Raw genomic sequence first — 26,512 nt, forward strand, 5'->3', positions numbered from 1 at the left:
TATTGAAAAAAAGAATGCAGAAGAATAAAGGAAAAGAGGACACTATGGCATCAAGCATGATTCACTTGGCAATTGTACAGGAGATGAGAAAGAAAGTCTCGTTTCGAGATATCAACCGCCTGTTCCTTGGGGTGATTCTGCCGGATGGGGCGGTGGCGGGAAATAGCCATTTAAAGAAGAAAATCTGCGAAAATACCAGATACACATACGATCTCGAATGTTTCCGCGACAGATACGGGAAATACATGGAGAAGGATGATTTATATCTCGGCTATTATCTTCATCTGATCCAGGATATGCTGTATCGGAGATTTATGTATGGGGAGCATGGCTGGAATTCGAGCGTTCCTGGAAATGTAGAAAAACTGCATCGTGACTACGAGATATTAAATGAATATGTTTCGAAAAAATATGGACTTTTCCAGGAAATGATCCAGGAGCTGGATCTTACAGAAGAGCCATTGGCACAGCTTGCTGAATTCGATGTGAAAGGTCTTATAAAAGAAGTCCGCGGGGAATTCGTCCAGAGAAAAGAAGAGAAATTGTCCATCCTTACCAGACAAATGGCCAACGAGTACATCGTACGCGCGACGGAATTCTGCGTGGAAGAGCTAAAGGCACTGTCCAAAGGGAAATCAGGTCTGGACAGTACTGTGTGGAGCTGGGAAAAACCAGAAAACATATCACATGAAAAATTAAACCAGAAGTTAAATGCAAAAATCGAAAATATGTAATATAGTATATACAGAACAAAGCACGGACATTCACAAAAAGAACAGAGACGTGCAGAAAGCAGGAATGCAGCAGACACATTTATGAGTGCAGACCGCAGGCATACAATGTGGGATGTATGAAGCCATGGATGAATTATGAACCAAGGTCTCTGAAGGAAATCCTGAGCTTTAGAGAGAAGGCTGAGGCAGGAAAATAGCATCTCCACCGATGATATAAAGCAAGTCAGAGTGGAACAGCATTTGATACACATCAGTATCCACAAAAAATGTGGCTGAAAATAAGGCGGTAGTTTAACGGGCAAAACCTGTGCAGAAAAATGTTTCATGTTTGTGGAACGTACAGCAAATTTTTCGTAGAGGATAAGGCACAGAATGCAGGTTCAAGTCCTGCCCGCCTTATGCGATTGAGATAGCTCAAAAGAAAGGAGCGGCAGCGATGGAACAGATCATCGAAAGCGAGCGGTATGCGTGTGTCAGAACAGGGATGTGGAAGAAAAGATGTAAAGTTGTGATTGGAAAACAGGATGTAGGAGAATAAAAGAAAAACGGACGCTGCGTTTCAAAGATGAAGCAGTGTCTGTTTTTTACTATATGTAAGATACCGGGGTCAAAGGGGTCAAAAAGCCTTTTGACCCCAACATCTATTTAAGAAAAGTTGACAGTTGAAAAATTATCCAAAATACTCTCCCGCCAGTTCCTTAAACGCCGGCAGTGCCCGCTCAATCTGCGCAGTAGTAACGCAATAAGCAATCCGCACGAATCCCGGTGCACCGAAATCGTCGCCTGGAACCAGAAGAAGTTCGTACTTTTTCGCTTTCTCACAGAACGCATACGCATCCGGTTCCGGAGTTTTCATGAAGAGATAGAAAGCGCCGTCCGGGTGAACGCAGGTGAAGCCGTAGGCGGTTAATGAATCATACAGCAGATCGCGGTTTTTCTTGTAGACCGAAAGATCAGAAACCTGTCCTGCGCATTTGGCGATGACGTGTTGGATCAGGCTTGGTGCGCAGACGAAGCCGAGGGCGCGTCCGGCACCGCAGACGGCTGCGTAGATGGTTCTTGCATCATCGACCTCATCCGGAACGAGAACGTAGCCGATACGCTCGCCCGGCAGGGAGAGGGATTTGCTGTAGGAGTAGCAGACCAGCGTGTTTTTGTAATATTTTGTCAGATACGGAACTTCCACGTCTCCGTAGACAAGCTCGCGGTACGGTTCATCAACGATCAGATAAATCGGATGGCCGTATTCGGCAGATTTTGCTTCCAGAAAAGCAGCGAGCTTCTGAATGCTTTCTTCTGTGTAGACAACGCCGGACGGATTGTTCGGAGAATTGACGAAAACGCCTTTGGTGTGCGCTGTGACAGCGGCCGAGAGGCGGTCAAAGTCGATCTGGAACGTGGAAGAATCAGCCGGCGTTTCGATCATGGCTGCGCCTGCAGATTCGATGAAAACACGGTATTCCGGAAAGTACGGGGTAAATACGATATACTCGTCGCCCGGAACGGTTAAAGCGCCAAGGACGATGCGGAGCGAAGCGGCTGCACCGCAGGTCATATAGAAGTTGTCGGCATGGAACGCGGTACCAAAGCGTTTGTTCAGGTCGGCTGCAACGGCGGCGCGGGTATCGGCATCGCCTTGCGCGGAGGTGTAGCCGAAGAGATAGTAATCGTCTTTGGAATCAAGCAGCTCCTTGATGGTCTCATGAACGGAGACCGGAGCCGGGACGTTTGGATTTCCGATACTGAAATCAAAGACATTTTCTGATCCGATCTCGGCAGCGCGTTTTTTACTGTATTCGAAAATCTCGCGGATTACCGATTTTTTTGTGCCGAGAGTTACCATTTTTTCTGAAATCATGTGTCAATCCTCCTGAAGTAAATTGTTTGCCGCTGTTTTAAATGAACTGTAAATATTATTCTTTTTTCTGCTTTTTCCTTATTTTAGCAGACAAAGACTGAATTGTAAATGCAGCATTTTCGGTCTCATGCTCCCGCAGGCTGAAAAGATGGCGGAAGCACACCACGAGTGATATCAGCAGACTGCCGAGCCGCACGGACGGAAGAAAGCGGGAAATTTGTGCGGCAACGGCAAACCCGGAGAACGAAACGATCGAGCGCAGACTGTGTGGCTGGATAATGAGAATCAACGAAAACGTCAGATAAAACGCCGCCAGAAGAAGCACCGGCCGCAGATCCGGCAGGAGGCCGAGCAGCACGCCGAACGAGACAGAGATCGCCTTTCCGCCTTTCGCAGGCTGCAGAAACGGCCATGCGTGTCCGGCCACCGGGGCGAGCAGAATCAGGGCGAAAATCCAGGAACCCATCGAAACAGCGGAACTGTGCGCCGCCAGAAACACCGGCAGAAATCCCTTCCCGATATCGCACAGGACGCAGAGCAGTCCAATCCGCGGTCCGGCCACTGAAAAGGCGTTGAAGGCACCGGGATTCTGATCTTCATTCACAGTTCGGACATCCACGTGGCAGAAGTATTTTGGAATCAGGTACGAATACAGTACGCTGCCCGAGAGGTACCCGAAGAAACTATAAAACAGATAAGCAGTAAGCATCATAAGCAGTTACTCCGAAATTAATTTTTCCAAAAGGTGTGTAATTGACGTTCCCGCCTGCGGATGGCTGTTTTGATGCTGGGCATCGCGCATCGCAATCTGACGTGCATCATCGCGGGCAAGCGAAATACCGGCCTCTGCCAGCTCTTTCTGATGTGCGCCGGTCACGGACATTCCGCGTGAGACAAAAAAAGCACGGTTTTTTGTTTCGCAACCCGGAATCGGATCAGTGTGGACAAGCGGAACGCGCCGCACAGCGGCCTCGGTACTGCTTAAGCCCCCGGGCTTTGTAAACAGCACATCGGCAGCGGCCATATATTCCGCAACGTGGCGTGTAAAACCGATGATATGTACATTTGGGTTCTTATGGAACTGCAGCCGGAGCGAACGCATCCGTTTTTTATTATTTCCGCAGATGATCACAGCCTGTTCGCCGTTTTCCAGCCGGGAAACGAGTTCATGTGCGAGCAGATGCACTTTGCCGAATCCCATACTGCCGCTCATGACGAGAAACAGCGGAGCATTCTCGGGAAGACCGAGATGGCGGCGCACATCCTCTTTGGATGCAGGGCGCGCAAATGCGGGCCGCACCGGAATACCGAGAGGAAGCAGTTTTTCTTCCGGGATGCCGCAGGATGCAAACTCCGGGATCAGATCCTTGTGCGGAACCACATAGTAATCGCAGTTCGTCTCTTCCCAGAACGGAATGCACGCGTAATCGGTGGCAACGGCAACGCAGGGAATCGTCAGCCGTCCTTTCTGTTTCATCCAGGTCAGTGTTTCCGCCGGATAAAGATGTGTGGTGACAACGGCATTAAAATGGTTTTGATCAATATAATCTGCAAGCGCATTTCCAAGCCGCGCATTTGCATAGTAAACGGGGGATTTCCAGGGAAATTTCCGTACCAGCTCACCAAGCTGATAGAGTGCGCCGAAGCCGGCCGGAAAAACGGAGACGAGCTTCACATAAGCTCCGCCGACCAGTGCGGAGGTATGCTTTCGTCCGAGGCTCATCAGATCCAGAACCTCGGCTTCGTGGTGATAAAAATTCAGACTTTCTTTTAATGCAGAGGCCGCAGCATTGTGGCCACCGCCAGTATTGCAGGATAAAATCAGTACCTTCATAAGAAAACTCCATTCTTTTGTTGTATCCCAAAGAGAACCTGAAAAAGGGGATGCCGATGATTTGTTTTCAGACACGCTTTAGTATAGAACGCTGTTATTTTTCGGACAATCCACAAAATGAGAAAAGTGTCTGATATAACAGAAAAGCGACAAGCTGCAGAAACACCGGGGAGACGCAGAGGTAGCATCCACCTGCGGATCAAGATATTGAGAGAAAGAAAAGAAACAACGGATGCCTGAAAAATTGGCAAAATAGAATAAAATCAAAAGAAAAAGAAACGAAAAACAGGATAAAATGCTGAAAAATCAATTGACATCTATTCCAAAACTTCGTATCATAAAGACAGAATGGGGCGCGTTCGGAAAGCGATCTGCGCACCGGAAAATACAGGAGGTAAGCTTAAAATGGGTAAATGGCAGAGAAGTCTTTACCAGCCGGTTCTGCCGCTGGGAAAAGACGGAAAAAGGGTAACAGGAAGCGCGGAACATATCGCACTTTCCAGAAAAGCAGCAGGCGAGGGTATGGTTCTGGTGAAAAACGAGAACGAGACATTGCCGCTCGCAAAAGGCACAAAAGTAGCTTTATTTGGAAAAGGAACGATTGATTACGTAAAAGGCGGCGGCGGAAGCGGTGACGTTACCGTTGCGTATATCCGCAACTTCTACGAAGGCATGAAGATCAAAGAGGCCGAGGGGGAGGTTTCTCTGTTCCATGAACTTCCGGAATTCTATGAGAAAAATGTAAAAGAACAGTATGCTGCAGGTGCTGTACCGGGCATGACAAGAGAGCCGGAAGTACCGGACGAGCTGGTACAGAAAGCAAAAGCATATACCGATACCGCAATCATCACCATCTGCCGCTTCTCCGGCGAGGGCTGGGACCGCAAATGCCAGATCACCGAGGAAGGCTATGAGCTGTTTGAGGATGAGAAAAAACAGATCGAGCTGAGCGCCAGCATCTTCGAAAACGGCGACTTCTGCCTGACAAACGGCGAAGCAGCCATGGTAGAAAAAGTAAAAGCAAACTTTAAAAATGTCATCGTTGTCATGAACGTCGGCGGTATGGTTGATACCAGCTGGTTCAAAGACTGCAAAGAGATTCCGGCGGTGCTGATGGCATGGCAGGGCGGCATGGAAGGCGGCCTCGCGGCAGCGGACGTTGTAACAGGCGACGTCAACCCATCGGGTAAACTGGTTGATACCTACGCAGCAACCCTCGAGGATTATCCATCCACCGAGAACTTCCATAAATCCGTTTATTACGTGGATTACAACGAGGATATCTACGTTGGTTACCGTTATTTCGAGACGATTCCGGGCGCAGCGGAGAAGGTCAATTATCCGTTCGGCTTCGGTCTTTCCTACACCAGCTTTGAGACAGAAGTTCTGGGGGCAGAAGAGAAGGATGGAAAGATTGTTGTAAAAGCAGCTGTTACCAACACCGGAAAACGTGCCGGAAAAGAAGTTGTACAGCTCTACTATGGCGCACCGCAGGGCAAGCTTGGCAAACCGGCCAAAGAGCTCGGCGCTTACCGGAAAACAAGACTGCTGCAGCCAGGCGAGACACAGAGAGTCGTTCTTTCCTTTACAGTGGAAGATATGGCATCTTTTGATGATCTTGGAAAGGTTGCAAAATCTGCCTATGTTCTTGAGGCAGGAAGCTACGTCTTCTACGTTGGAAACAATGTAAGAGATGCGAAGAAACTGGACTTCACCTACGATCTGGCAGAGGCAGAAGTGACTGCACAGTACACCAGCCTTGCCGCTCCGCATAAGCTGGAAAAACGTCTCCTTGCGGATGGAACCTACGAAGCGCTTCCGACCGATAACGGCCCTGTCGAGGAAGAAGGACTGGAGCGTCAGGATAAGCTGACTCTGGAAGGTTTCCTCCCGGCAGTCAAAGCACAGGAGAGAAAGAGCTTTGGCGAGCTTATGGAAGCAGCAAAGACGAATCCGAACCTGATGAATGTGGCCGAGGGAAAAGAAACGCTCGACGAGTTTGTAGATAAGCTTCCGACAGAAGCACTCATTCATCTGCTCGGCGGTCAGCCGAACACAGGAGTTGCCAACACGTTTGGCATGGGAAATCTGCCTGAGTACGGCATCCCGAATATCATGACCGCAGACGGACCGGCAGGCCTTCGCATTCAGCCGCAGTGTGGCGTCAACACGACCGCATGGCCGTGCGCAACATTGCTTGCCTGCACCTGGGATCCGGAGCTGATCGAAGAGATCGGTAAAGCCGGCGGAGAGGAAGTCAAAGAAAACAACATCGGCATCTGGCTGACCCCGGCTGTCAACATTCACAGAAGCCCGCTCTGCGGAAGAAACTTTGAGTATTATTCCGAGGATCCGCTTGTAGCCGGAAAATCCGGTGCGGCAATGGTACGCGGTATGCAGTCCGAGCATATCGGGGCAAGTGTGAAACACTTCTGCTGCAACAACAAAGAAACAAACCGAAAAGACAGCGATTCCCGCGTTTCCGAGCGTGCGCTGCGTGAGATTTACCTGAAAGCCTTCGAGATCATCGTAAAAGAGGCAGATCCATACACAATCATGTCGTCCTACAACCTGATCAACGGCGTTCAGGCATCTGAGAACAAGGATCTTTTGACCGGTATTCTGCGCGGTGAGTGGGACTTTAAGGGAATGGTAACGACCGACTGGTGGACACACGGCGAGCATTACCGCGAGACAAAAGCCGGAAATGATATCAAGATGGCAAACGGATACGAGGAGCGCGTACAGGAGGCATTTGAGAAGGGATACATCACCCGCGACGAAATCGCTCTTTGTGCAAAACGAATCCTGACCATGATTCTTCGCATGGACTGATGTGGATGCATGTGAATAAATAAAGAAAAGTGTAGATAACGCATAAAAAAATCGTATGCTGTTGTGGAAAAAGCAACAGCATACGATTTTTTACTTTCCGGACAGGATTCTTTCCTGTTTACACGGCAATGATCTGTAGCAAGACTCTGGCGACCGCAGCTCACGAAAAGTCTTTTGCAGAAACGCTCCGGGAAAGAAACCTGTTTTCAGGCAGTAGCCTTCTGTAGCTCTGCCATGATCTTAAATTCCCGCACGACCATAACGATGCTGACTGATGCGGCTGCAAGGTCTGCAATCGGTGCAGTGTACATCACGCCGTCAATGCCGAAGAGATACGGAAAAATCAGCAGCAGCGGAAGCAGGAAAATAATCTGTCTCGTCAGCGAAAGAAAAATACCCTTCTTCGGTGCTCCGATTGAGGTAAAGAAGTTTGAGCTGACCGGCTGGATACCGTTCAGGAATGTGAAAAACAGGAAAATACGGAAGTACCGCTCTGCAAAATGCAGGTACTCTTCTGAACCGGAACCAAAAATGCCGATAATCTGGCGCGGAAAGAGCTGGAAGCAGAGGAAGGCGACGATGGAAATGGCAGTCGCCGCAAAAACTGCTTTTTTATAAGCGTCCTTCACGCGGTCATATTTCTGTGCACCGAAGTTGAAGCTGACAATCGGCTGAAGTCCCTGGGAAATGCCGATGACAAAGGAGAAGAACAGCATATTCACCTTTGAAATAATACCGGCGCATGCAAGCGGAATGTCGCTTCCATAGACGGAATTGGAGCCGTAGTAGGTCAGTGTGTTGTTCATAACGATCTGAACAACCATCATTGCCACCTGATTGAATGCCGGAGTTGCACCAAGCGCAGCGATCCGTGCCCAGCAGGCTATTTTTGGCTTCAGATCGGAAAGAGAAAGCGGCAGCGTTTTAAAACCGCGCAGATAGAAGACAACGAGCGCGAATGATAAAATCTGTCCGGTGATCGTGGCGAGCGCTGCACCTGCCATGCCCATGTGGAAAACGAAGATGAACAGCGGGTCGAGAATCGTGTTGACGATCGCGCCGACCAGGTTGCACAGCATGGAAAATTTCGGGCTGCCATCCGCGCGGATCAGGTTGGAGCCGCCGATTGTGACGATCAGAAACGGGAAGCCGATGGAGGTAATTCTGGTGTAAGTACAGGCGTAATCAATGACATCCGGCGTCGCACCAAAGAGAAGCATCATCGGACGCAGAAAAAGCTGAACGGCAACGCAGAGGATCACACCGAGGATTGCCAGCATGGAGATGGCATTTCCAACATAGGATTTCGCGTGCTCCGGATCCTTTCTGCCCATGCAGAGATTGAAGTTTGCAGCACCGCCGATGCCGCAGAGCAGACCGATGGATGTGCAGACCATGCTGAGTGGGAACGCTACGTTGGTCGCTGCGTTTCCGAGCACGCCGATGCTGTGACCGATAAAGAGCTGGTCTACCATGTTATAGAGGGCGCTGACGAGCATCGCGATGACGCTCGGAATCGCAAAACGCCGCAAAAGAGAGCTGACCGGTTCCGAGCCGAGAGGATTTTCGGAAGGTTTCATAGAGGGTATCTCCTTTCAAATGGAATAAAAATTCATCGTTTGTATCGGGTGAACATTCCCGGAAAAACTCCGAGACTATATAGTATACCATAGAAAGAAAACAGAAAACAAGAGGGTGACCGCTATTTTCAGGAAGTGTAACAGAATCGTAGCAGAACTCTCTGCATTTTTAAAAAAGGGATTGACAAAAATGAAATATTAACCTATATTGAAACAAGGTTAACAATTCGAAAGCAGAAAGAATTGGATACAAGAACCTGCGAGGAGGACTTACATTCATGAAAAAATCAAAACTTACCACAAAACAGATTGTACTGACCGGCATGATGACGGCAGTGCTTGCGGTACTGTCCATTGTGACGATTCCGCTTCCGACCGGCGTTCCGGTGACGCTGCAGACCTTTGCAATGGCATTTTGCGGCTACGTGCTTGGCTGGAAATTGGGAGGTGCATCGTCCGCTCTTTATCTGATCCTCGGCGCGATCGGCGTTCCGGTTTATGCCGGCATGAGCGGTGGATTCGGCGCTCTTCTCGGACCGGCCGGCGGCTTTATTTTCGGATTTATTCCGATGGCAATGCTCTGCGGTGCCGGAATTAAAAAAGGCTTCCCGGGCAAACCATTCGTTCTTGGAATCGCAGGTCTTGCGGTATGTCACGCATTCGGTGTGGTACAGTTTTCCATTGTAACAGGAAACACGATCCCGGCTTCGTTCCTTGCAGTTTCCGTTCCGTACATCGTAAAAGATGTGATTTCCGTTGTAGTAGCTGAAATTCTCGGTGTAGCCGTTCGAAAAGCACTGTCAGCAGCTCATGTAATGAACTACGGAACCGCAGCATAATCACAGAGCGTTTCTGAAAAACCAAAAGATAAAAACAAGAGACAGGCATCCTGACAATCTGCCAGGTGTCTGTCTTTTTCTGTTTTGTCAAGCGGATATTCGCAATCCGCTTCGCTACTTGCCTGATTCGGTTAAAGTATTCCGCAGCAGCAGCGGTTATTTGAAAAAACGTGCAAAATGCATTTCATACAGTTTCAAAATTTTAATGAATTCCTAAGAAAGAGGCAAGAAGGCGTTAAGGGAGATATGGTAGGATAGAAAGCAGGAAAGAACAACAAAGGGGTTTGAAACTATGAGAAAAAGAACACGAAAACACCGGGGAACAGCGGGAAAAATGGTTGGAGGTTTTCTGGCATTTTTCTGCCTGATCCTGCTGACGGCCGGAATGTTCTGGGCAATCCAGGGATATGTTTCCTATCAGAAGGCAGTGAAGGAAAAGCCGCTCGCGCAGGCGGTAGAGGAAATCAGAAGCGAAGCACAGTGGGTTCCCCTGAAACAGGTGCCGGAGCTGTACAAAAAAGCGGTGCTTGCTGTCGAGGATCACCGGTATTACACACATCACGGGATAGACTGGATCAGCATGGCGCGCGCGGTTGTACATGACATCCGCGTGATGAAACCGGAGCAGGGAGGCAGTACTATCACACAGCAGCTGGTAAAAAACATGTATTACGATCAGAATAAGACACTTGCCAGAAAAGCGGCAGAGGCGTGGACAGCACTCTATGTGGAACGACAGCTCTCCAAGGAAGAAATTCTGGAGCTGTACATCAACACTATTTATTTCGGGGATGGCTATTACGGACTCAAAGAAGCATCGCGTGGTTATTTCGGAAAAGAGCCGCAGGATCTGACCGACAGCGAAGCCATTCTCCTCGCCGGAATCCCGAATGCACCGTCCGCCTACGCACCGTCGCGCCACGCGGATCTGGCGCTGCAGCGGGAAAAGCAGGTGCTGGCGGCAATGGTAAAATATGGATACCTGGAACAAAGTGAGACGGACAGCCTGCTGTGGGATGCGGCAGCCGATCCGGTTCTGGCACGATAGAAAGAAAAGTGAGGAAAAAAGAATGGGAAAACTGATCAGACTGGGGGCAACAGCGCTGTCCATGATTGGAATTTTGGTGATGATTCTCTGTGTGCAGGCGGCGATTTTATTTGTGAGGCTGTGCATCCGAAGAAAGCAGAAAAAAATTGAGCTGAAATAAGAGAAAGAAAAATGTGAGCAGAATTGCCGGAAGAAAAACGGTGATTCTGCTCGCGTTTTTTTTCTGTGAGCAATCCGATTGCGTTTCCGCCGGGAAAAAGGTATAATGAAAAACAGGCAAAAAAATGGTAAAACAGACAGCTTTTGAGGAAAAATAAATGGAACAGAAAGACAGCGCAGAACGGATTTTAAAACAGATTCCCTATGAGATCGTGTATTCCGCCCGCAAAACGCTCGCCGTCCAGGTCAAAGCGGATGGAAGCGTGGTGGTGCGCGCACCGAAACGGATGGCAAAATACAAAATCGAAGCATTCTTAAAAGAAAAACAGGATTGGATTCACACACACCGGGAAAAAGCGTTGGCGGCCGCAGAGCAGAAAGCAGCGAACCGTCTGACGGAAGCAGAGCGAAAAGCGGTGGTTAAACGTGCGGCGCAGATGCTGGCGGAAAAGACGGCACATTTTGCAAAAGAGATGGGCGTAACGTATGGCAGAATCACAATTCGTGAGCAGAAAACCCGCTGGGGCAGCTGCAGCAGCGCCGGAAACCTGAACTACAACTGGAAACTGGTGCTGATGCCGGAGCGCGTGATGGATTACGTCGTTATCCACGAGCTGGCGCACCGGAAAGAGATGAACCATTCCGCACGGTTTTACGCGGTGGTGGCACAGCAGATGCCCGATTACAAAGTGTGGCAGAGCTGGCTGAAGGAGCATGGAAGAGAGTACTGAAAAAGAGAGGCAAAACAAATGATACTGACCGAAGAAAAAACATATATCATCAATGTGACGGAAGTCGATACCGACGCGGAGCTCGGTTTAAATAAGAAAGATATTATGATCGAATACACGAATCTGGAGCTGCTGCACGCGGTTCTTGCAAGCACGATGCCGTACGGCCGTCTGTCGGCGCGCTACCGCGGAAAACGGAAGGCGGAGCTGCAGTCACGGATTGCGATGGTGGAGAGTGTGCTCGAAACACGCGGCGACCAGCTGGCAAAAGCGGAGCAGATTATGTATCTCGACACGGCGGAGCGCAGTGCAATCTGTCATTATCTCGGCATCATCTACACGCGGCTGATTGCGCAGAAGCTGTACGGAATTGACTGTATGGTACCGCTGAACCTGATCGAGCAGCCGGGGGAGAAAAAATTTGTAAAATACAACGGTGCATACCGCCAGGATCTGATCGGATACGGAAAGCAGAACGCATGGAGCGTCTGGGAGCCGGTCGGCAGGAGCGAGAACAGCCAGGCGGCCTTTGGAAATGGATGCCGGGCGGCGTCGGAGATCGAGAAGATCAATGAAAATCCGTTGGCGAAGAGCGCGGCGTGCATGACGTATTACGAGAGAGGCTATCTGAATGCCGTTGTAAAAGAGCCGGAGCGGACCGGGGACGGGACACTTTGGTTTCCAGAGGAGAATTATTTCAAAGCATATTATCAGCCGCTTTTCGAGCTGTTTGCGGACGAACAGCCGGGTGAGCTGTACGGAAGCAGCGGCGGCTTTGAACTGGAGCTGACTCTGCCGTGGACAGAGGAAGGAAAACGCGGCTTCCGCCATCTGCAGATCGGAACGGATCAGGTGACGATTGCATTGATGCGGGAAGGGAAGTACGATCAGATCTTAAAGCGGATGGAAAACGTTTTGGATGTATCAAAAGAGTGCAGATTCTGCGGGGAAGATGGCATCTGGGTAGGCGCAGAGTAAAGGTCATCGGAAGTGCCGAAGCTGCCGGGGATGATGGTACACAGATTCTGTGTGGGAAAAGCGAAAAAGAAAGGACAAGAGCAATGGCAAAAGAAATGGAAACTCTAAAGGACGAAGGGCTGCAGGGGAATGAAACGATAGAGGAAGCAATTCTGGGACTGCAAAAGGAGCCGACGCCGGAACTGCTGGCACATGTGCTGACGGTAATCCGCCGCAGAATGAAAGAGGGCGGACAGGCGATTCTTTCCGTGGAACCGCCATCCGGCGACGATCAGATCCGGATCGGAACGGTAAAGAGCGCAGACGGAAAAGTCTGGTGGGCCGCGTTTACGAGCTTTGATGAGGAATTAAAGGGGAGCAGCAGCGTGAAATCTACGTTTCTCGTGAGTCTGGAACAGCTGATCCACATGGCATCCGAAACAAAGGAGATCAGCGGTGTGATTTTCAATCCGTGGAACCGCACGATCATGCTGGATCATACGCTGCTTTCGATTATCATCGGGGAAGAGAATGCGGGGCACTGAATTGCCGAAAGGAAAAAAGCAAGCACAGAAAGACTCCGAGGGTACATTATTATTTTAAGGAGGTTTTACATCATGGAGGGTTTTCAGGTAACAGAAATCGGGGAAAAAATTTACTGTATTTTGGACGCAGGAAATTCATCGTTCTATGTAGTAGAAGGTGAAGAAAAAGCGGCTGTCATTGATACCGGCATTACGGCAGGCACAAAGATTCTGCCGGTGATCCGTGAGCTGACGGACAAGCCGCTTCTGCTGGTCATCACGCATGCGCATCCGGATCACATGTATCACATGGATGAGTTTGATGAGGTGTACATGTGCCACGATGAAAAGAAGATGGATCCAGAGACGCTTGTGATGCTGACAGCGGGAAAATTAAAACCGTGGGAGGAGATTCATGACATCCGTACCGATTCCGTGATTCCGCTCGGCGGCACAGAGCTGGCCGTCTGTCAGACACCGGGCCATACGCCGGGCAGCGTCGTTGTGCTTGAGACGAAACAGAATTACCTGTTCACCGGAGATGCGATCGGAAGCGGCTGCGGTGTCTGGATGCAGGTGCCGGGCGGAACGAGCCTGGAAGAGTATTACGACGGGCTGGTCGGACTGATGGTGTGGCTTGTGAAGAGGGGCGGCCGCATGAAATTCTTCGGCGGTCATCACACGCAGGTGTTTGAATCGACGGCGCATCCGGTTTACAATCCGCTCAGCCTCGGCGTTCTCGCAGATCTCATCGACCTTGTGGATCAGGTGATCCACGGCGAAAACCTGGGACGGCCAAGCAATGCGAAGCCGTTTTCGAAAGAACAGGTCCGCTACGCGTCGTACGGCCGCGCAGAAATGCAGTACTGTGCATCGCGGATTCACCGAAAATAAGCGCGTGAAATCTTAAAACTTCCATAAGAAGAAAGGTTTTTGCCCGCGGCGGCTTGACAAAATAAAAAAACGCGATTATGATAAATGCAGTTTCTATTCCAACAGAAAAAGAAAAGGTTATGAGGAAGAGGAGTACATGGCAGGCCCCAAAAGAGAGGATGGTTCACCGGCTGAAAGGCTGTCCGGGAAGGTGGTCATGGAAGGTAGCTTCTGAACCGGAGAGCTGAAAAGCACAGAAGATGTGATGATTAGGTTCTCACGCATGAGTCACGTTACAGACTCCGAAACGAGATACAAATTAAGGTGGTACCGCGGAATTTTCGCCCTTTGCATGCATGTTATGTGTATGTGAAGGGCGTTTTTGATTTAAGACAAGCCTCTGCGGGAATAAATACCACAATACACCAAACATAAAAGGAGGATCTCATGAGCAAAGAACTCGCAAAGACCTACGATCCGAAGGGACTCGAGGACAGACTGTATCAGAAATGGCTGGATAAAGGATATTTCCACGCCACTGTAAACCCGAACAAAAAACCGTTTACCATTATGATGCCGCCTCCGAACGTAACCGGACAGCTTCACATGGGCCATGCACTCGACAACACCATGCAGGATATTCTCTGCCGTTTCAAACGGATGGAGGGATATGAAGTCCTCTGGCAGCCGGGAACCGACCATGCGGCGATTGCAACCGAGGTAAAAGTTACCAATATGCTCAAAGAGCAGGGCATCGACAAAGATGAAATCGGACGCGAAAAATTCCTGGAGCACTGCTGGGAGTGGAAGAAAGAGTACGGCGGACGCATCAACAGCCAGTTAAGAAAGATCGGCTCCTCTGCAGACTGGGAGAGAGAACGCTTCACCATGGACGAGGGATGCTCCAAAGCCGTAGAAGAAGTATTCTGCCGTCTGTATGAAAAAGGATGGATCTACAAAGGAAGCCGCATCATCAACTGGTGCCCGGTATGCCAGACTTCCATCTCCGATGCAGAGGTTGAATATCAGGAGCAGGCAGGCCACTTCTGGCACATCAACTACCCGGTAGTTGGAGAAGAAGGCCGCTTCGTAGAAATCGCAACGACCCGTCCGGAGACTCTGCTCGGCGATACTGCCGTAGCTGTCAATCCGGAGGATGAAAGATACACCGATATTGTAGGAAAAATGCTGAAACTGCCGCTGACCGACCGTGAAATCCCGGTTATCGCAGATGCTTACGTAGACAAAGAGTTCGGAACTGGATGCGTTAAAATTACACCGGCACACGACCCGAACGATTTTGAGGTAGGAAAACGCCACAACCTCGAAGAGATCAACATCTTAAACGATGACGGAACCATGAACAACAAGTGCGGCAAATACGCCGGCATGGACCGCTACGAGGCAAGAAAAGCCATGGTAGAGGATCTCGAGAAGCTTGGCCTTCTTGTAAAAGTAGTGGATCACGTTCACAACGTAGGAACCCACGACAGATGTAAGACAACCGTAGAGCCGATGATCAAACCACAGTGGTTTGTAAAAATGGCGGATATGGCTGCCGCTGCCAGCGAAGCAGAGAAGAACGGGGAAGTAAACTTCATCCCGGATCGTTTCAGCAAGATTTATCAGAACTGGCTGAACAATATCCACGACTGGTGTATTTCCCGTCAGCTCTGGTGGGGTCATCGTATCCCGGCCTATACCTGTGATGACTGTGGCGAGATCACGGTTGTAAGAGGTGGAATGCCGGAAAAATGCCCGAAATGCGGCAGCACCCATCTCACCCAGGACCCGGATACCCTGGATACCTGGTTCAGCTCCGCTCTGTGGCCGTTCTCCACTTTAGGATGGCCGGAGAAAACACCGGAATTTGATTACTTCTATCCGACCGACGTACTCGTAACCGGATACGACATCATCTTCTTCTGGGTTATCCGTATGGTATTCTCCGCACTGGAGCAGACTAAACAGGTTCCGTTCCACCACGTACTGATCCACGGACTCGTTCGTGATTCCCAGGGTCGCAAGATGAGTAAATCCCTCGGAAACGGTATCGATCCGCTCGAAGTCATTGACAAATACGGTGCAGATGCTCTCCGTCTGACTTTGATGACCGGTAATGCACCTGGAAACGATATGCGTTTCTACTGGGAGCGTGTAGAAGCCAGCCGTAACTTCGCAAACAAAGTATGGAACGCTTCCCGTTTCATCATGATGAACCTGGAAAAAGCAGAAGTTCCGTCTGAAATGCCAAAAGACAAACTGACACTGGCAGATAAATGGATTCTTTCTAAGGTAAACACGCTGGCAACGGAAGTAACGGACAACATGGACCGCTACGAGCTCGGTATCGCCGTACAGAAGGTTTACGACTTTATCTGGGAGGAGTTCTGCGACTGGTACATCGAGATGGTAAAACCGCGTCTGTACAGCGAGACCGACGAGACGAAGGGCGCTGCACTGTGGACCTTAAAAACCGTTCTTGGCAATGCATTAAAGCTGTTGCATCCGTTTATGCCGTTCATCACAGAGGAAATCTACTGCACACTGAATCCGGACGAGGATTCCATCATGATCGCCGCATGGCCGAAAGAGACCGAAGACTTTGCATACGCAGAGGATGAGGCAGCCGTTGAGATGATGAAAGAGGCGGTAAGAAGCATCCGTGGTGTCCGCACCAGTATGAACGTACCGCCGTCAAAGAAAGCAAGCGTATTCGTTGTAACGGAAGATGCTGCTGTACAGGAAACCTTCCGAAACGGCGCCGTATTCTTCGGAACACTGGCAGGTGCAAGCGAAGTTCACGTACAGGCAGATAAAGCCGGTATTGCAGACGACGCAGTATCCGCAGTGATCCCGCAGGCGACGATCTATATCCCGTTTGCCGAGCTGGTTGACCTTGAAAAAGAGATCGCCCGCCTTGAAAAAGAGGAAGAGCGTCTGACAAAAGAGATCGCACGTTCCAACGGCATGCTTGGCAACCCGAACTTTATTAACAAAGCTCCGGAAGCAAAAGTTCAGGCAGAGAAAGAAAAACTGGCGAACTATCAGCAGATGATGGAGCAGGTTCAGACAAGATTGGAGCAGCTGAAAAAATAAATGAAAAAAGGAAAAAAACTGCATGGAAACAAGGAAACCGTAGTGAAAGTCTGCAACTGGCTCTCTTTGCCGCTGCAGGCCCTGGGATGCTGTATTCTGTATCTGGTGATTGAAGCATTTTCCCGCCATTCGCTGGCATCTGCATGGAGCTACATGGTGGAAAGCCCATGGGTCTTTTTGTACAATGCATTTTTGATCTTCACTACTTTTATGGTAGTTTATCTGTTCCGCAGACGTGTGCTGGTACGGCTGGTGATGAGCTGTTTCTGGCTGCTGCTCGGCATCATTAACGGTGTGATTCTGGCAAACCGCGTCACGCCGTTTACCGGACCGGACTTGCGGAATTTAAGTGACGGCGCAAAGGTCGTGACGAAGTATCTGTCGAAAGGTACCATGATCCTCGTCGTAGCAGCCCTTGTGGCATTATTGGCATTTTTTGTATGGGTCTGGATCAAAGGACCGAAATTTCAGGGGAAAATCCGCTGGTATCTGAATGTGCCGTTGATTGCTCTGGTAATTGTACTCTTTACGGGAGCAACAAATCTGGCGCTTGCAAAGCGTGTGCTTTCCAGCTATTTCGTCAACATCGCATTTGCCTACCAGGATTACGGCTATCCGTACTGTCTGGCAGTCACCCTGTTTGATACGGGAATTTCAGAGCCGAACGGCTATTCCGAACAGCTCGTGAAACAGATTGAGACGAGTGAAGGCGAACAAAAAGAGGATGATACGGTAAAACCGAATATTATCTTTTTGCAGCTGGAGTCCTTTTTCGATCCGGAGCTGGTTAATTTCCTCAACATTTCCGAGGATCCGATCCCGTATTACCGGCAGCTGATGAAGGATTATTCTTCCGGTTATCTCCGCGTGCCGGTGGTGGGAGCCGGAACAGCAAACACAGAGTTTGAAACTATTTCCGGCATGAGCCTCCGGTATTTCGGAGCGGGTGAGTATCCGTACAAATCGGTGCTTTCAGAGGAGACCTGTGAGAGTGCGCCGTATGTTTTAAAGAATCTTGGCTATGCGACCCATGCGATCCACAACAATGAAGCAAACTTCTATTCCAGAAGAAGTGTATTCTCACGTCTTGGTTTTGATACCTTTACCTCGGAGGAATATATGCCGGATATCTCGGATGTGACGGCGACAGGATGGGTAAAAGACCATATTCTGACAAAAGAGATCATAAAAACGCTCGATGCGACAGACGAACCGGATTATATCTATACGATTTCGGTACAGGGCCACGGTGATTATCCGACAGAGCCGGTGCTTGACGATCCGGAGATTACAGTGACAGGCGCGGAAGACCGGGAAAAAAATAATTACTCCTGGGAATATTATGTAAATCAGATCCATGAGATGGACAAATTTGTCAAAGAGCTGACGACAAAGCTTGCGGATTATCCGGAGCCGGTGGTACTTGTGATGTACGGGGACCATCTGCCAACGATGGGACTGAAAGTAGAAGATCTGGAGAACCGCTATCTGTATCAGACCGAATACGTAATCTGGGATAATATGGGACTGAAAAGAAAACAGGAAAACATTGCTTCCTACCAGATTGCAGCAGAGGTTATGAACCGTGTGGGAATTCATGACGGAACCATTTTCCGGTATCATCAGACGAGACGGAATACGAAGAATTATCAGGTGGATCTCGAGGTGCTGCAGTATGATATGCTGTATGGAAAACGGTACGTTTACGGAGAAGACGGAGAGACACCGTATGAGCGTGTGAAGCTGCAGATGGGTGCTCTGCCGGTAACACTGGAACGAATCGAAAAATCCGGAGAAGATACCTGGTATTTTTACGGAGAAAACTTTACGGCATCGAGCCGTGTGGAAGTCAACGAGGAGATACAGGATACCGTTTATGTCAGCCCGTCGATTCTGATGGTGCATAGTCTGACCCTGGAAGACGGTGATCAGATTACAATCGCGCAGCAGAGCAACAGCTCGACGAAGAAGGTGCTGACAAGGACAGAGCCGATGATGTATGAAGAGCCAAAAACGGTATCTACACCGACGCCGACGCCGAACCCGGACAGCACGAAAACAGATGTGACGCAGGAAAATGCCAATACGAGCACTGCGCCGCAGGATGAACTGACGGCAGCGCCGTCCGGTGCGCCGGAGGGCGAAGGCGACAAGATTGAGCCGTCAAAAACAGAAAACAGCGATAAACCGGCCGAAGACGGCGGTCTGCAGAATTAAAAAGAGTGTCCGAAAGATCATACAGTGGGGCGGATTTTGACGTCCCACTGTATCTTTTTACGGGGAAAGTCGAAAAGTCGGGACAAAATTTTGAAAATTGCTATGGACATATCCGGTCACTCGATTATAATGATACTAGGGTTTGAAAGCAGCCCTAAAATACTGAAGAATGGTGAAATAAAGTGAATTATACAGAAGCAGTTGATTATATCGAAACAATACCGAAATTTACGGTGAAGCATCCGCCGGAACATACGAGGGAGCTTCTTTCGCGCCTTGGGAATCCGCAGGAAGGGATCAAAATTATCCATGTGGCGGGCACGAACGGAAAGGGAAGCGTCTGCGCGTACTTGAATGCGATGCTGCTTGCAGGCGGCAAAAAGACAGGACTTTTTACCTCCCCGCACCTTGTACGCATCAACGAGCGGTTCCAGATCAACGGGGAAGATGTGTCGGATGAGCAGTTTCTCGACGCATTTCTCAAAGTGGAAAAAGCAGCCAAAGAATACGAGGCGGAGGGCGAAGGCCATCCGAGCTATTTTGAGACGCTGTTCCTGATGGGAATGCTGATTTTCAAAGAAGCCGGCGTGGAATACCTGGTCATGGAGACCGGCCTTGGCGGACGGCTGGATGCGACAAATGTGGTCGAAAAGCCGCTGGCATGCATCATCACGTCCATCAGCCGCGACCACACCGAGTATCTCGGCGACACCCTCGAGGCGATTGCGGGAGAGAAAGCCGGCATCATCAAAGCCGGTGTCCCGGTAATCTACGACGCCAGCCAGCCAGGTCCGGCTTCTGTCATTGCCGCAAAGGCGAAAGAGATGGGAAGCCCGGCATGGCCGATGGAGCCGTCGTTCTATGAGATGAAAACACAGAGCCGCGAGGGTATCACCTTTACCTTTGCATATCCGGGCGGCGAAAAAGCAGAGCTTGCGATTCCGTATGTGGCAAAATACCAGATGATGAATGCAAGCCTTGCGTTCTACATGATGCATATTCTGCAGGACGTGCACGACATTCCTAAGAACGTGCTTGCGGAAGGCCTTTCGAAGATCAAATGGCCGTGCCGTATGGAAATGGCTGCGCCGGGCGTCATCATCGACGGCGCGCACAACGAGGACGGCATTGCACAGTTTGTCAGCACGGCAGGCTATTTTGCGAAAGAAAACGAGATCACGATTCTGTTCACGGCAGTTGCAGACAAGCACTATCATGAGATGATCGGTGAAATCTGCGAGGGAATTCATCCGTCCCATGTTGTTGCAACGCAGATCGACGGAAGCCGCGTCGTACCGGCGGAAGTGCTTGCAGAGGACTTCAGAAAAGCAGGATGCACGGATGTCTGCGCGGAACCGGAGATCGGGGCAGCGTATGAGAAGGCACTGGGCAAAAAGGGCAGCGGCATGCTGTTCTGCGTGGGTTCTCTGTATCTGGCGGGCGAACTGAAAGCATATCTTGCAAAGCGGAATGGTTAGTGAATACAGGAAGGAATTTTTTGTTTATGTTAAATTACGAAGAAGAACTGAAGAAGTTTAAACCGTGTCTCGATGTGGATGAGGTGGAGGATGCGATTTACAGCCGTGATCTGACGGATGTGATCGACATTTTGAAAGAAATGATGAAAAACGACAAGCCGGAACAGGAAAACGAGACAGAAGCGGAAAAGGAAGAGTAAGGTGCCGGAATGAACTGTATGAATTGTAAATCGGTTGTGGACGTCGGAATGGAGATCTGTCCCAACTGTGGTTTTAACCTGAGAGTACAGAGAAAATGTTTTTCTCTTTCGAATATGTACTACAATCTGGGCCTCGACAAGGCGGAGATCCGGGATCTTTCCGGAGCGATCGATATGCTGCGGCGGAGCCTGAAGTTTAACAAATACAATATCCATGCGCGGAACTTGTTAGGCCTTGTCTATTTTGAGACGGGTGAAGCGGTTGCGGCGTTAAGTGAGTGGATCATCAGCAAGAATATTATGCCGGAGAATAATGTGGCGACGGAGTATATTGCGACGCTGCAGGCGGAGCAGGCGAAGCTGGATATGATCAATCAGACGATCAAGAAATACAACAGTGCGCTGAAATGCTGCCGCGAGAACAATGAGGATGTGGCTGCGATCCAGCTGCGCAAGATTCTGAACCAGAATCCGAAGCTGATCAAGGGATATCATCTGCTGGCGCTGATTTATATTCACAAGGGTGAGTATGAGAAAGCGCGGAAGATTCTGAAAAAGGCGGCGAAAATTGACAAGACGAACTCGACGACGCTTCGTTTCCTGAAGGAGGTTGATTTCCAGACGGGTACGCAGACGTCGCTGGAGCCGCGGCGGTTCGGCCGCAGGGAGCGTACGGAGGAGCAGCGCGAGGACGAGCGTGAGCGCGTGGTAAGCGGGGATACGGTGATTATTCCGCCGACGTTCCGCGAGACGTCTACAGCGGCAACGATGCTGAATATCGGTATTGGGCTGGTGCTTGGCGCACTGGTTGTGTGGTTCCTGATCGGGCCTGCGAATACGCAGCGAATTAACCGGCAGGCGGACGAGAAGGTTGTGGAATACAGCGGCAAGATGGCGAGCCAGGAGGCCCAGCTGAACCAGCTCCAGAGCCAGGTGGATTCTCTGAACGAAACGACGGCTTCTGCGCAGCAGCAGATCCAGACGGCACAGGATACGGCGGCTTCCTACGAGAACCTTTTAAAGGCTGTGGAAGCGCAGCAGCAGGGCAACACGAGCAACGCAACAAACGCACTGACCGAGGTCAACCCGGAGGTGCTTTCTGTGGACGCAAAGGCTGTGTATGACACTATTTACAAGAGCATGCAGTCGTCTATGTTCCAGGAGCTTTCGCAGTCGGGTGTGAATGCATTTGACGATGCGAATTACACTGAGGCGATTGATAAGCTTTCGAAGGCTAAGAATATCAACGACAGTGACTATACGGTGCTTAACTATCTGGCGCATGCGTATCGGCTGAGTGGGGATACCGATAATGCGATTTCGGTGTTCCAGGAGATCATCGATAAGTTCCCGGGAACCCAGAAGGCTACTAAGGCCGAGCAGCAGATTGAGGCGCTGGGGGGGACTGTGAAGACGGAGGAATAGTGAGGACGGATGCCCACGGGGCAGAATGCCGCAGGAGATGCGGCGCTGTTTCGTCGGGCTGATACCACTGACTACGCGGAGGTTGCGTGGGACGAAGGGCAAAAAAGTATAAAAGTGAGAAGATAAAACACAAAAGATGAAATTCGCTTTACGGCGAAAAATCTTTTGTGTTTTTTATTTTATGACAGGAAAGAGGGAGGATAGGAAATGGATAATCGTGTTTGGGTGAAGGATGCGGTGATGACGATTCGGCTTCCGGAAGAGGTGGATCATTTTGTGGCTGACCGGCTTCGGGAGGAGGCGGGGGAGATTTTGGTGGAGAGGAATGTGAGGGAGGTGGTGTTTGATTTTCGGAAGACGGTGTTTATGGACAGTTCGGGGATTGGACTGGTGATGGGGAGGTTTCGGGAGATGGAGCTGATTGGCGGGAAGGTGAGAGCGGTGCATGTGGGAGAGCGGATGCGGAGGATTCTGGTGATGTCGGGGGTGACGCGGGTGATTGAGGTGGAAGAGGAGAAGACGTGGAAGTAGGTTTTGGACGGGGAGTGGGCAGAAAGGGGAATGGGATGATGCGAGAAAGGATGAAAACAGAAGAGAAGATGCGGTGGAATACGATGACGCTGGAATTTGAGAGCCGTCCCTGCAATGAGAGTTTTGCGCGGGTGTCTGCGGCGGCGTTTCTGGCGCAGCTGAATCCGACGGTGGAGGAAGTGGCGGATGTCAAGACGGCGATTTCGGAGGCGGTTACGAATGCGATGATTCACGGATACCGGCAGGAAAAAGGGAAAATTCAGATGAAGTGTGTGCTGGATCTGGAGGAGAAGGTGTTTCAGGTGACGGTAAAAGATACCGGCGTCGGGATCGAAAATGTGGAGAAGGCGATGGAGCCGATGTTTACGACCTGCCCGGAGCTGGAGCGGTCGGGGATGGGGTTTTCGTTTATGGAGGCGTTTATGGATGAGCTGGAAGTAAGGTCGCATCCGGGATGGGGGACGGAAGTGGTGATGAAACGGAAAATCGGTGTGCATCCGGAAATGTAAGGGCCGGATCGGAAGTCATAGGAGTCAGAATGCATGGAACATACGCTTGCCCTGATCGAAAAGGCACACGAAGGGGATAAAGCGGCAAGGGATACACTGGCAGAGGAAAATATGGGACTGGTCTGGAGCATGGTGAGGCGGTTTGCAAACCGCGGGGTGGAGATGGAGGATTTGTGCCAGATCGGGAGCATTGGGCTGTTGAAGGCGATTGATAAATTTGATCCTTCGTTTGAAGTCTGTTTTTCGACGTATGCGGTTCCGATGATTGCGGGGGAGATCCGGCGGTTTCTGCGGTCGGAGGGGATGGTGAAGGTGAGCCGCCCGATCCGGGAACTGGCGTGGAAAGCGTATGCGGTGCGGGAGCGGCTGGAGCGGGAGAACGGGCGCGATCCGACGCTGGCGGAGATAGCGGGGGAGCTTGATGTTACCGTGGAGGAAATCGTGGAGGCGATGGAGTCCGGCGCGGAGGTGGAATCGCTGCAGAAGACCATCTATCAGGGGGAAAACCACGATATTTCTCTGATGGACCGCATTCCGGAAAAAGAGAACGGGCAGGAAAAGCTGCTGAACCGGATTTTCTTGGAAGAGCTGTTGGGACGACTGCCCGCGAAGGAGCGGCAGCTCATCTACATGCGCTATTTTCAGGACATGACGCAGGCGCAGATCGCCGGAAAACTGGGGATTTCGCAGGTGCAGGTGTCGCGGATGGAAAAGAAGATTCTGCGGCAGATGCGGATGGAAAAGGTCTGACAAAAATACAAATCCGGCGGAAGGGCGCTTTTCCTGGGAAAGGCAGAGAAAAGTGCCTGAAACCCGGGCGGATAAAGGAAGAAAAGAAAGGCGAAGCGGGGAAAGGCGGCAGAAAGTTTAAAAATATTCACTGGAATATCGGAGGAAGGTGTGCTACAATGAGCGAAATACGAAGAAAGGCAGGTGGAAGAACATGGATTATCTGACAGAAAATGTGGCGGTCAATCTGAAACGGATCCGGCAGTCGAAAGGGATGAGTCTCGACCAGGTCTCAGAGCAGACCGGGGTCAGCAAGAGTATGCTCTCGCAGATCGAAAAGGGAACGGCGAACCCGTCGCTTGGCGTGCTCGGGAAGATTACGAGCGGCCTGCGGATTGAATTTCAGGAGCTGATTGCAACGCCGCTGGTGGATAGTTATCTTGTGACACCGGAGGATCTGGTTCCGACGAAAGAGCTGGAGGGGCAGTACACTGTGTGGACGTTCTTTCCGTATGAGGACACGCGGCTTGTGGAAATCTACCGCATCGACATCGAACCGGGCGGAACGTATGTGAGCGGCGGCCACGGAGAGAAAACAAGAGAGTACCTGGTGGTGACAGACGGCGTGATGACCGTGGAGTGCAATGGAAAAGAGCATGAGATCCACTTGAAGCAGGCATTCCGTTTCGAGACAGACCAGACCCACATCTACCGCAACAGAGGGACGGAGAAGACGAGCTGCATGTGTTTCTTTCTCGACTATCACTAAAAGCCGCAGAATAACAGGCTTTCTTTTTTTGAATGAACTGTTCAATATAATGGACAGAAGTCCACTGGAACATCAGAATAAAAAACAACGGATATGAAAAAAATACGGTGGAAGACGAAAAAACATCAAAAAAGAATAGGAAAAGCGGGTGTTAAAGAAAAAGCAAAAATAAAAAACTTTTTTAAAAAAGTAATTGACAAATATAGGGAGTGGTGCTATTGTATGGTTGTACAAAATAATAAACGAAAAACAAAGCAAAGACGCTTACCAACGAGTAGTCTTTGCTTTTTTGTTTTTTATTTAAAAAATCTTTTCAACGCTATGGGAGGATAACACTATGAGATTAAAAGACACAGGATTAACGGTTCAGGACATCAAAGACAAAGTAAACAAGTACATGATCGAGACCTACGAGCGTTTCGATTTCCTTGCAGAAACCGCAGAGGGGATGTACATGTACGACGAAAACGGAACGCCGTATCTTGACTTTTACGCAGGAATCGCCGTAAACAACGCCGGAAACAGAAACCCGAAAGTTGTTGCAGCAGCAAAAGAGCAGCTCGACGATATCATGCATACCTTCAACTATCCATACACCATCCCGCAGGCACTGCTTGCTGAGAAAGTCTGCGAGACCATCGGCATGGACAAGATCTTCTATCAGAACTCCGGTACCGAGGCGAACGAGGCCATGATCAAAATGGCAAGAAAGTACGGCATCGAGAAATACGGCCCGAACCGTTACCACATCGTAACCGCAAAGATGGGCTTCCATGGAAGAACCTTCGGTGCCATGTCTGCAACCGGTCAGCCGGGCAACGGATGCCAGGTTGGATTCGGACCGATGACCTACGGATTCTCCTACGCACCGTACAATGATCTGCAGGCCTTCAAAGATGCATGTACCGAAAACACCATCGCCATCATGGTTGAGCCGGTACAGGGCGAAGGTGGTGTTCATCCGGCAACGAAAGAGTTCATGCAGGGACTCCGGAAGTTCTGTGATGAGAACGACATGCTGCTTCTGATTGATGAAGTACAGACCGGCTGGTGCAGAACCGGTGCGGTAATGTCTTACATGAACTACGGCATCAAACCGGATATCGTATCCATGGCAAAAGGTCTTGGCGGCGGAATGCCGATTGGCGCAATCTGCGCAACAGCTGAAGTAGCAAAAGCCTTTACCCCGGGATCTCACGGAACTACCTTCGGCGGCCATCCAGTCAGCTGTGCAGCAGCACTGGCAGAAGTCAACGAACTGATCGACCGCGACCTTGCCGGAAATGCAAAGAAAGTCGGTGATTACTTCGCAGAAAAATTAGCAAAACTGCCGCATGTCAAAGAAGTCAGACATCAGGGACTGCTGGTCGGCGTAGAGTTTGATGATACCATCAGCGGCGTAGAAGTCAAACATGGCTGCCTTGACCGCCATCTGCTGATCACAGCCATCGGGGCGCACATCATTCGTCTGATCCCTCCGCTTATCGTAACCGGGGAGGACTGCGACAAGGCAGTTGCTATCATCGAAGAAACCGTAAAAGCTCTGGAAAAATAAAGAATTCTTATAGAAACAAAGAAAATCT

24 protein-coding genes and 1 tRNA gene are annotated in these 26,512 nt (G+C 50.1%); 21 read left to right on the top strand and 4 right to left on the bottom strand.

What is annotated here, in order from left to right:
• The first annotated feature begins 44 nt into the window (after positions 1-44).
• Positions 45-734 (top strand): hypothetical protein, encoded by a 690-nt coding sequence (locus tag DXD92_RS09600; protein ID WP_117814101.1) that lies wholly within the window; start codon positions 45-47, stop codon positions 732-734.
• Between the two features lie 280 nt (positions 735-1,014).
• Positions 1,015-1,133 (top strand) — tRNA-Phe (locus DXD92_RS18545).
• Positions 1,134-1,404: 271 nt separating this feature from the next.
• Here DXD92_RS18545 and DXD92_RS09605 read toward each other — a convergent pair.
• Genes DXD92_RS09605 through DXD92_RS09615 form a run of 3 tightly spaced genes read right to left on the bottom strand, consistent with a single transcriptional unit; the run spans position 1,405 to position 4,426 of the window.
• Complete coding sequence (locus DXD92_RS09605) at positions 1,405-2,592, bottom strand: pyridoxal phosphate-dependent aminotransferase (RefSeq protein ID WP_118594852.1); 1,188 nt, start codon at positions 2,590-2,592, stop codon at positions 1,405-1,407.
• 55 nt (positions 2,593-2,647) lie between these two features.
• Positions 2,648-3,304: a glycerol-3-phosphate acyltransferase gene (locus DXD92_RS09610; RefSeq protein ID WP_243037969.1), complete on the bottom strand. Its 657-nt coding sequence runs from the start codon at positions 3,302-3,304 to the stop codon at positions 2,648-2,650.
• Between the two features lie 6 nt (positions 3,305-3,310).
• A complete protein-coding gene (locus DXD92_RS09615; protein WP_055220026.1) occupies positions 3,311-4,426 on the bottom strand; it encodes an MGDG synthase family glycosyltransferase in 1,116 nt (371 codons plus the stop codon).
• A 405-nt stretch (positions 4,427-4,831) separates the two neighbouring features.
• Between DXD92_RS09615 and DXD92_RS09620 the strand changes: the two genes are divergently transcribed.
• Positions 4,832-7,261, top strand: coding sequence for a glycoside hydrolase family 3 protein (locus DXD92_RS09620; protein ID WP_118594853.1), 2,430 nt, complete (start codon positions 4,832-4,834; stop codon positions 7,259-7,261).
• 206 nt (positions 7,262-7,467) lie between these two features.
• Here DXD92_RS09620 and DXD92_RS09625 read toward each other — a convergent pair whose 3' ends face one another.
• On the bottom strand, positions 7,468-8,841 hold the full coding sequence (locus tag DXD92_RS09625; RefSeq protein WP_118594854.1) for an MATE family efflux transporter: 1,374 nt from the start codon (positions 8,839-8,841) through the stop codon (positions 7,468-7,470).
• 278 nt (positions 8,842-9,119) lie between these two features.
• On the opposite strand from DXD92_RS09625, the gene DXD92_RS09630 reads away from it, so the two are divergent.
• From DXD92_RS09630 to DXD92_RS09705, 18 genes are all read left to right on the top strand, one after another.
• A complete protein-coding gene (locus tag DXD92_RS09630) occupies positions 9,120-9,680 on the top strand; it encodes a biotin transporter BioY (RefSeq protein WP_022461328.1) in 561 nt (186 codons plus the stop codon).
• A gap of 292 nt (positions 9,681-9,972) precedes the next feature.
• Positions 9,973-10,728 carry a transglycosylase domain-containing protein gene (locus DXD92_RS09635; protein WP_238046220.1) on the top strand — a complete coding sequence of 252 codons (756 nt, stop codon included), beginning with the start codon at positions 9,973-9,975 and terminating at the stop codon, positions 10,726-10,728.
• 22 nt (positions 10,729-10,750) lie between these two features.
• Positions 10,751-10,888, top strand: a complete 138-nt coding sequence (locus tag DXD92_RS18550; protein ID WP_156327580.1) for a hypothetical protein — start codon at positions 10,751-10,753, stop codon at positions 10,886-10,888.
• A gap of 157 nt (positions 10,889-11,045) precedes the next feature.
• Positions 11,046-11,618 (top strand): M48 family metallopeptidase, encoded by a 573-nt coding sequence (locus tag DXD92_RS09640; protein WP_118594855.1) that lies wholly within the window; start codon positions 11,046-11,048, stop codon positions 11,616-11,618.
• Between the two features lie 18 nt (positions 11,619-11,636).
• A complete protein-coding gene (locus DXD92_RS09645; RefSeq protein WP_118594856.1) occupies positions 11,637-12,596 on the top strand; it encodes a hypothetical protein in 960 nt (319 codons plus the stop codon).
• Between the two features lie 83 nt (positions 12,597-12,679).
• A complete protein-coding gene (locus tag DXD92_RS09650) occupies positions 12,680-13,120 on the top strand; it encodes an SseB family protein (RefSeq protein ID WP_226906325.1) in 441 nt (146 codons plus the stop codon).
• 72 nt (positions 13,121-13,192) lie between these two features.
• On the top strand, positions 13,193-13,993 hold the full coding sequence (locus DXD92_RS09655) for an MBL fold metallo-hydrolase (RefSeq protein WP_055220012.1): 801 nt from the start codon (positions 13,193-13,195) through the stop codon (positions 13,991-13,993).
• A 426-nt stretch (positions 13,994-14,419) separates the two neighbouring features.
• Positions 14,420-17,071, top strand: coding sequence for a valine--tRNA ligase (locus tag DXD92_RS09660; protein WP_118594857.1), 2,652 nt, complete (start codon positions 14,420-14,422; stop codon positions 17,069-17,071).
• Positions 17,072-19,288 (top strand): LTA synthase family protein, encoded by a 2,217-nt coding sequence (locus tag DXD92_RS09665; protein WP_070100823.1) that lies wholly within the window; start codon positions 17,072-17,074, stop codon positions 19,286-19,288.
• A gap of 182 nt (positions 19,289-19,470) precedes the next feature.
• Positions 19,471-20,766 (top strand): bifunctional folylpolyglutamate synthase/dihydrofolate synthase, encoded by a 1,296-nt coding sequence (locus DXD92_RS09670; protein ID WP_055220006.1) that lies wholly within the window; start codon positions 19,471-19,473, stop codon positions 20,764-20,766.
• A gap of 26 nt (positions 20,767-20,792) precedes the next feature.
• Complete coding sequence (locus tag DXD92_RS18725) at positions 20,793-20,966, top strand: hypothetical protein (protein WP_022461761.1); 174 nt, start codon at positions 20,793-20,795, stop codon at positions 20,964-20,966.
• Positions 20,967-20,975: 9 nt separating this feature from the next.
• The gene (locus DXD92_RS09675; RefSeq protein WP_022461762.1) at positions 20,976-22,391 is read left to right on the top strand and encodes a tetratricopeptide repeat protein; all 1,416 of its coding nucleotides are present in this window, start codon (positions 20,976-20,978) and stop codon (positions 22,389-22,391) included.
• Between the two features lie 207 nt (positions 22,392-22,598).
• A complete protein-coding gene (locus DXD92_RS09680) occupies positions 22,599-22,922 on the top strand; it encodes an anti-sigma factor antagonist (RefSeq protein ID WP_022461763.1) in 324 nt (107 codons plus the stop codon).
• A 38-nt stretch (positions 22,923-22,960) separates the two neighbouring features.
• On the top strand, positions 22,961-23,431 hold the full coding sequence (spoIIAB, locus tag DXD92_RS09685) for an anti-sigma F factor (protein ID WP_270423031.1): 471 nt from the start codon (positions 22,961-22,963) through the stop codon (positions 23,429-23,431).
• Positions 23,432-23,464: 33 nt separating this feature from the next.
• A complete protein-coding gene (locus DXD92_RS09690) occupies positions 23,465-24,181 on the top strand; it encodes a SigB/SigF/SigG family RNA polymerase sigma factor (protein ID WP_055220004.1) in 717 nt (238 codons plus the stop codon).
• A gap of 193 nt (positions 24,182-24,374) precedes the next feature.
• Positions 24,375-24,929: a helix-turn-helix domain-containing protein gene (locus tag DXD92_RS09695; protein ID WP_117509833.1), complete on the top strand. Its 555-nt coding sequence runs from the start codon at positions 24,375-24,377 to the stop codon at positions 24,927-24,929.
• Between the two features lie 93 nt (positions 24,930-25,022).
• Positions 25,023-25,262 (top strand): hypothetical protein, encoded by a 240-nt coding sequence (locus DXD92_RS09700; protein WP_118594858.1) that lies wholly within the window; start codon positions 25,023-25,025, stop codon positions 25,260-25,262.
• A gap of 4 nt (positions 25,263-25,266) precedes the next feature.
• Positions 25,267-26,484, top strand: coding sequence for an aspartate aminotransferase family protein (locus tag DXD92_RS09705; RefSeq protein ID WP_118594859.1), 1,218 nt, complete (start codon positions 25,267-25,269; stop codon positions 26,482-26,484).
• Positions 26,485-26,512: the final 28 nt, after the last annotated feature.

Origin of the sequence: Blautia sp. TM10-2 (genome assembly GCF_003480845.1) — a bacterium.
In the GTDB taxonomy this organism is placed as follows: domain Bacteria; phylum Bacillota; class Clostridia; order Lachnospirales; family Lachnospiraceae; genus Fusicatenibacter; species Fusicatenibacter saccharivorans.

What these genes read in the sequence shown, in the direction of transcription:
- DXD92_RS09695 (WP_117509833.1), top strand. Translation starts at nt 24,375, where the DNA reads ATGGATTATCTGACAGAAAATGTGGCGGTCAATCTGAAACGGATCCGG.
- DXD92_RS09600 (WP_117814101.1), top strand. Translation starts at nt 45, where the DNA reads ATGGCATCAAGCATGATTCACTTGGCAATTGTACAGGAGATGAGAAAG.
- DXD92_RS09635 (WP_238046220.1), top strand. Translation starts at nt 9,973, where the DNA reads ATGAGAAAAAGAACACGAAAACACCGGGGAACAGCGGGAAAAATGGTT.
- DXD92_RS09655 (WP_055220012.1), top strand. Translation starts at nt 13,193, where the DNA reads ATGGAGGGTTTTCAGGTAACAGAAATCGGGGAAAAAATTTACTGTATT.
- DXD92_RS09665 (WP_070100823.1), top strand. Translation starts at nt 17,072, where the DNA reads ATGAAAAAAGGAAAAAAACTGCATGGAAACAAGGAAACCGTAGTGAAA.
- DXD92_RS18725 (WP_022461761.1), top strand. Translation starts at nt 20,793, where the DNA reads ATGTTAAATTACGAAGAAGAACTGAAGAAGTTTAAACCGTGTCTCGAT.
- spoIIAB (WP_270423031.1), top strand. Translation starts at nt 22,961, where the DNA reads ATGCGAGAAAGGATGAAAACAGAAGAGAAGATGCGGTGGAATACGATG.
- DXD92_RS18550 (WP_156327580.1), top strand. Translation starts at nt 10,751, where the DNA reads ATGGGAAAACTGATCAGACTGGGGGCAACAGCGCTGTCCATGATTGGA.
- DXD92_RS09610 (WP_243037969.1), bottom strand. Translation starts at nt 3,304, where the DNA reads ATGATGCTTACTGCTTATCTGTTTTATAGTTTCTTCGGGTACCTCTCG.
- DXD92_RS09675 (WP_022461762.1), top strand. Translation starts at nt 20,976, where the DNA reads ATGAACTGTATGAATTGTAAATCGGTTGTGGACGTCGGAATGGAGATC.
- DXD92_RS09690 (WP_055220004.1), top strand. Translation starts at nt 23,465, where the DNA reads ATGGAACATACGCTTGCCCTGATCGAAAAGGCACACGAAGGGGATAAA.
- DXD92_RS09680 (WP_022461763.1), top strand. Translation starts at nt 22,599, where the DNA reads ATGGATAATCGTGTTTGGGTGAAGGATGCGGTGATGACGATTCGGCTT.
- DXD92_RS09700 (WP_118594858.1), top strand. Translation starts at nt 25,023, where the DNA reads ATGAAAAAAATACGGTGGAAGACGAAAAAACATCAAAAAAGAATAGGA.
- DXD92_RS09645 (WP_118594856.1), top strand. Translation starts at nt 11,637, where the DNA reads ATGATACTGACCGAAGAAAAAACATATATCATCAATGTGACGGAAGTC.
- DXD92_RS09615 (WP_055220026.1), bottom strand. Translation starts at nt 4,426, where the DNA reads ATGAAGGTACTGATTTTATCCTGCAATACTGGCGGTGGCCACAATGCT.
- DXD92_RS09625 (WP_118594854.1), bottom strand. Translation starts at nt 8,841, where the DNA reads ATGAAACCTTCCGAAAATCCTCTCGGCTCGGAACCGGTCAGCTCTCTT.
- DXD92_RS09630 (WP_022461328.1), top strand. Translation starts at nt 9,120, where the DNA reads ATGAAAAAATCAAAACTTACCACAAAACAGATTGTACTGACCGGCATG.
- DXD92_RS09605 (WP_118594852.1), bottom strand. Translation starts at nt 2,592, where the DNA reads ATGATTTCAGAAAAAATGGTAACTCTCGGCACAAAAAAATCGGTAATC.
- DXD92_RS09650 (WP_226906325.1), top strand. Translation starts at nt 12,680, where the DNA reads ATGGCAAAAGAAATGGAAACTCTAAAGGACGAAGGGCTGCAGGGGAAT.
- DXD92_RS09620 (WP_118594853.1), top strand. Translation starts at nt 4,832, where the DNA reads ATGGGTAAATGGCAGAGAAGTCTTTACCAGCCGGTTCTGCCGCTGGGA.
- DXD92_RS09640 (WP_118594855.1), top strand. Translation starts at nt 11,046, where the DNA reads ATGGAACAGAAAGACAGCGCAGAACGGATTTTAAAACAGATTCCCTAT.
- DXD92_RS09660 (WP_118594857.1), top strand. Translation starts at nt 14,420, where the DNA reads ATGAGCAAAGAACTCGCAAAGACCTACGATCCGAAGGGACTCGAGGAC.
- DXD92_RS09705 (WP_118594859.1), top strand. Translation starts at nt 25,267, where the DNA reads ATGAGATTAAAAGACACAGGATTAACGGTTCAGGACATCAAAGACAAA.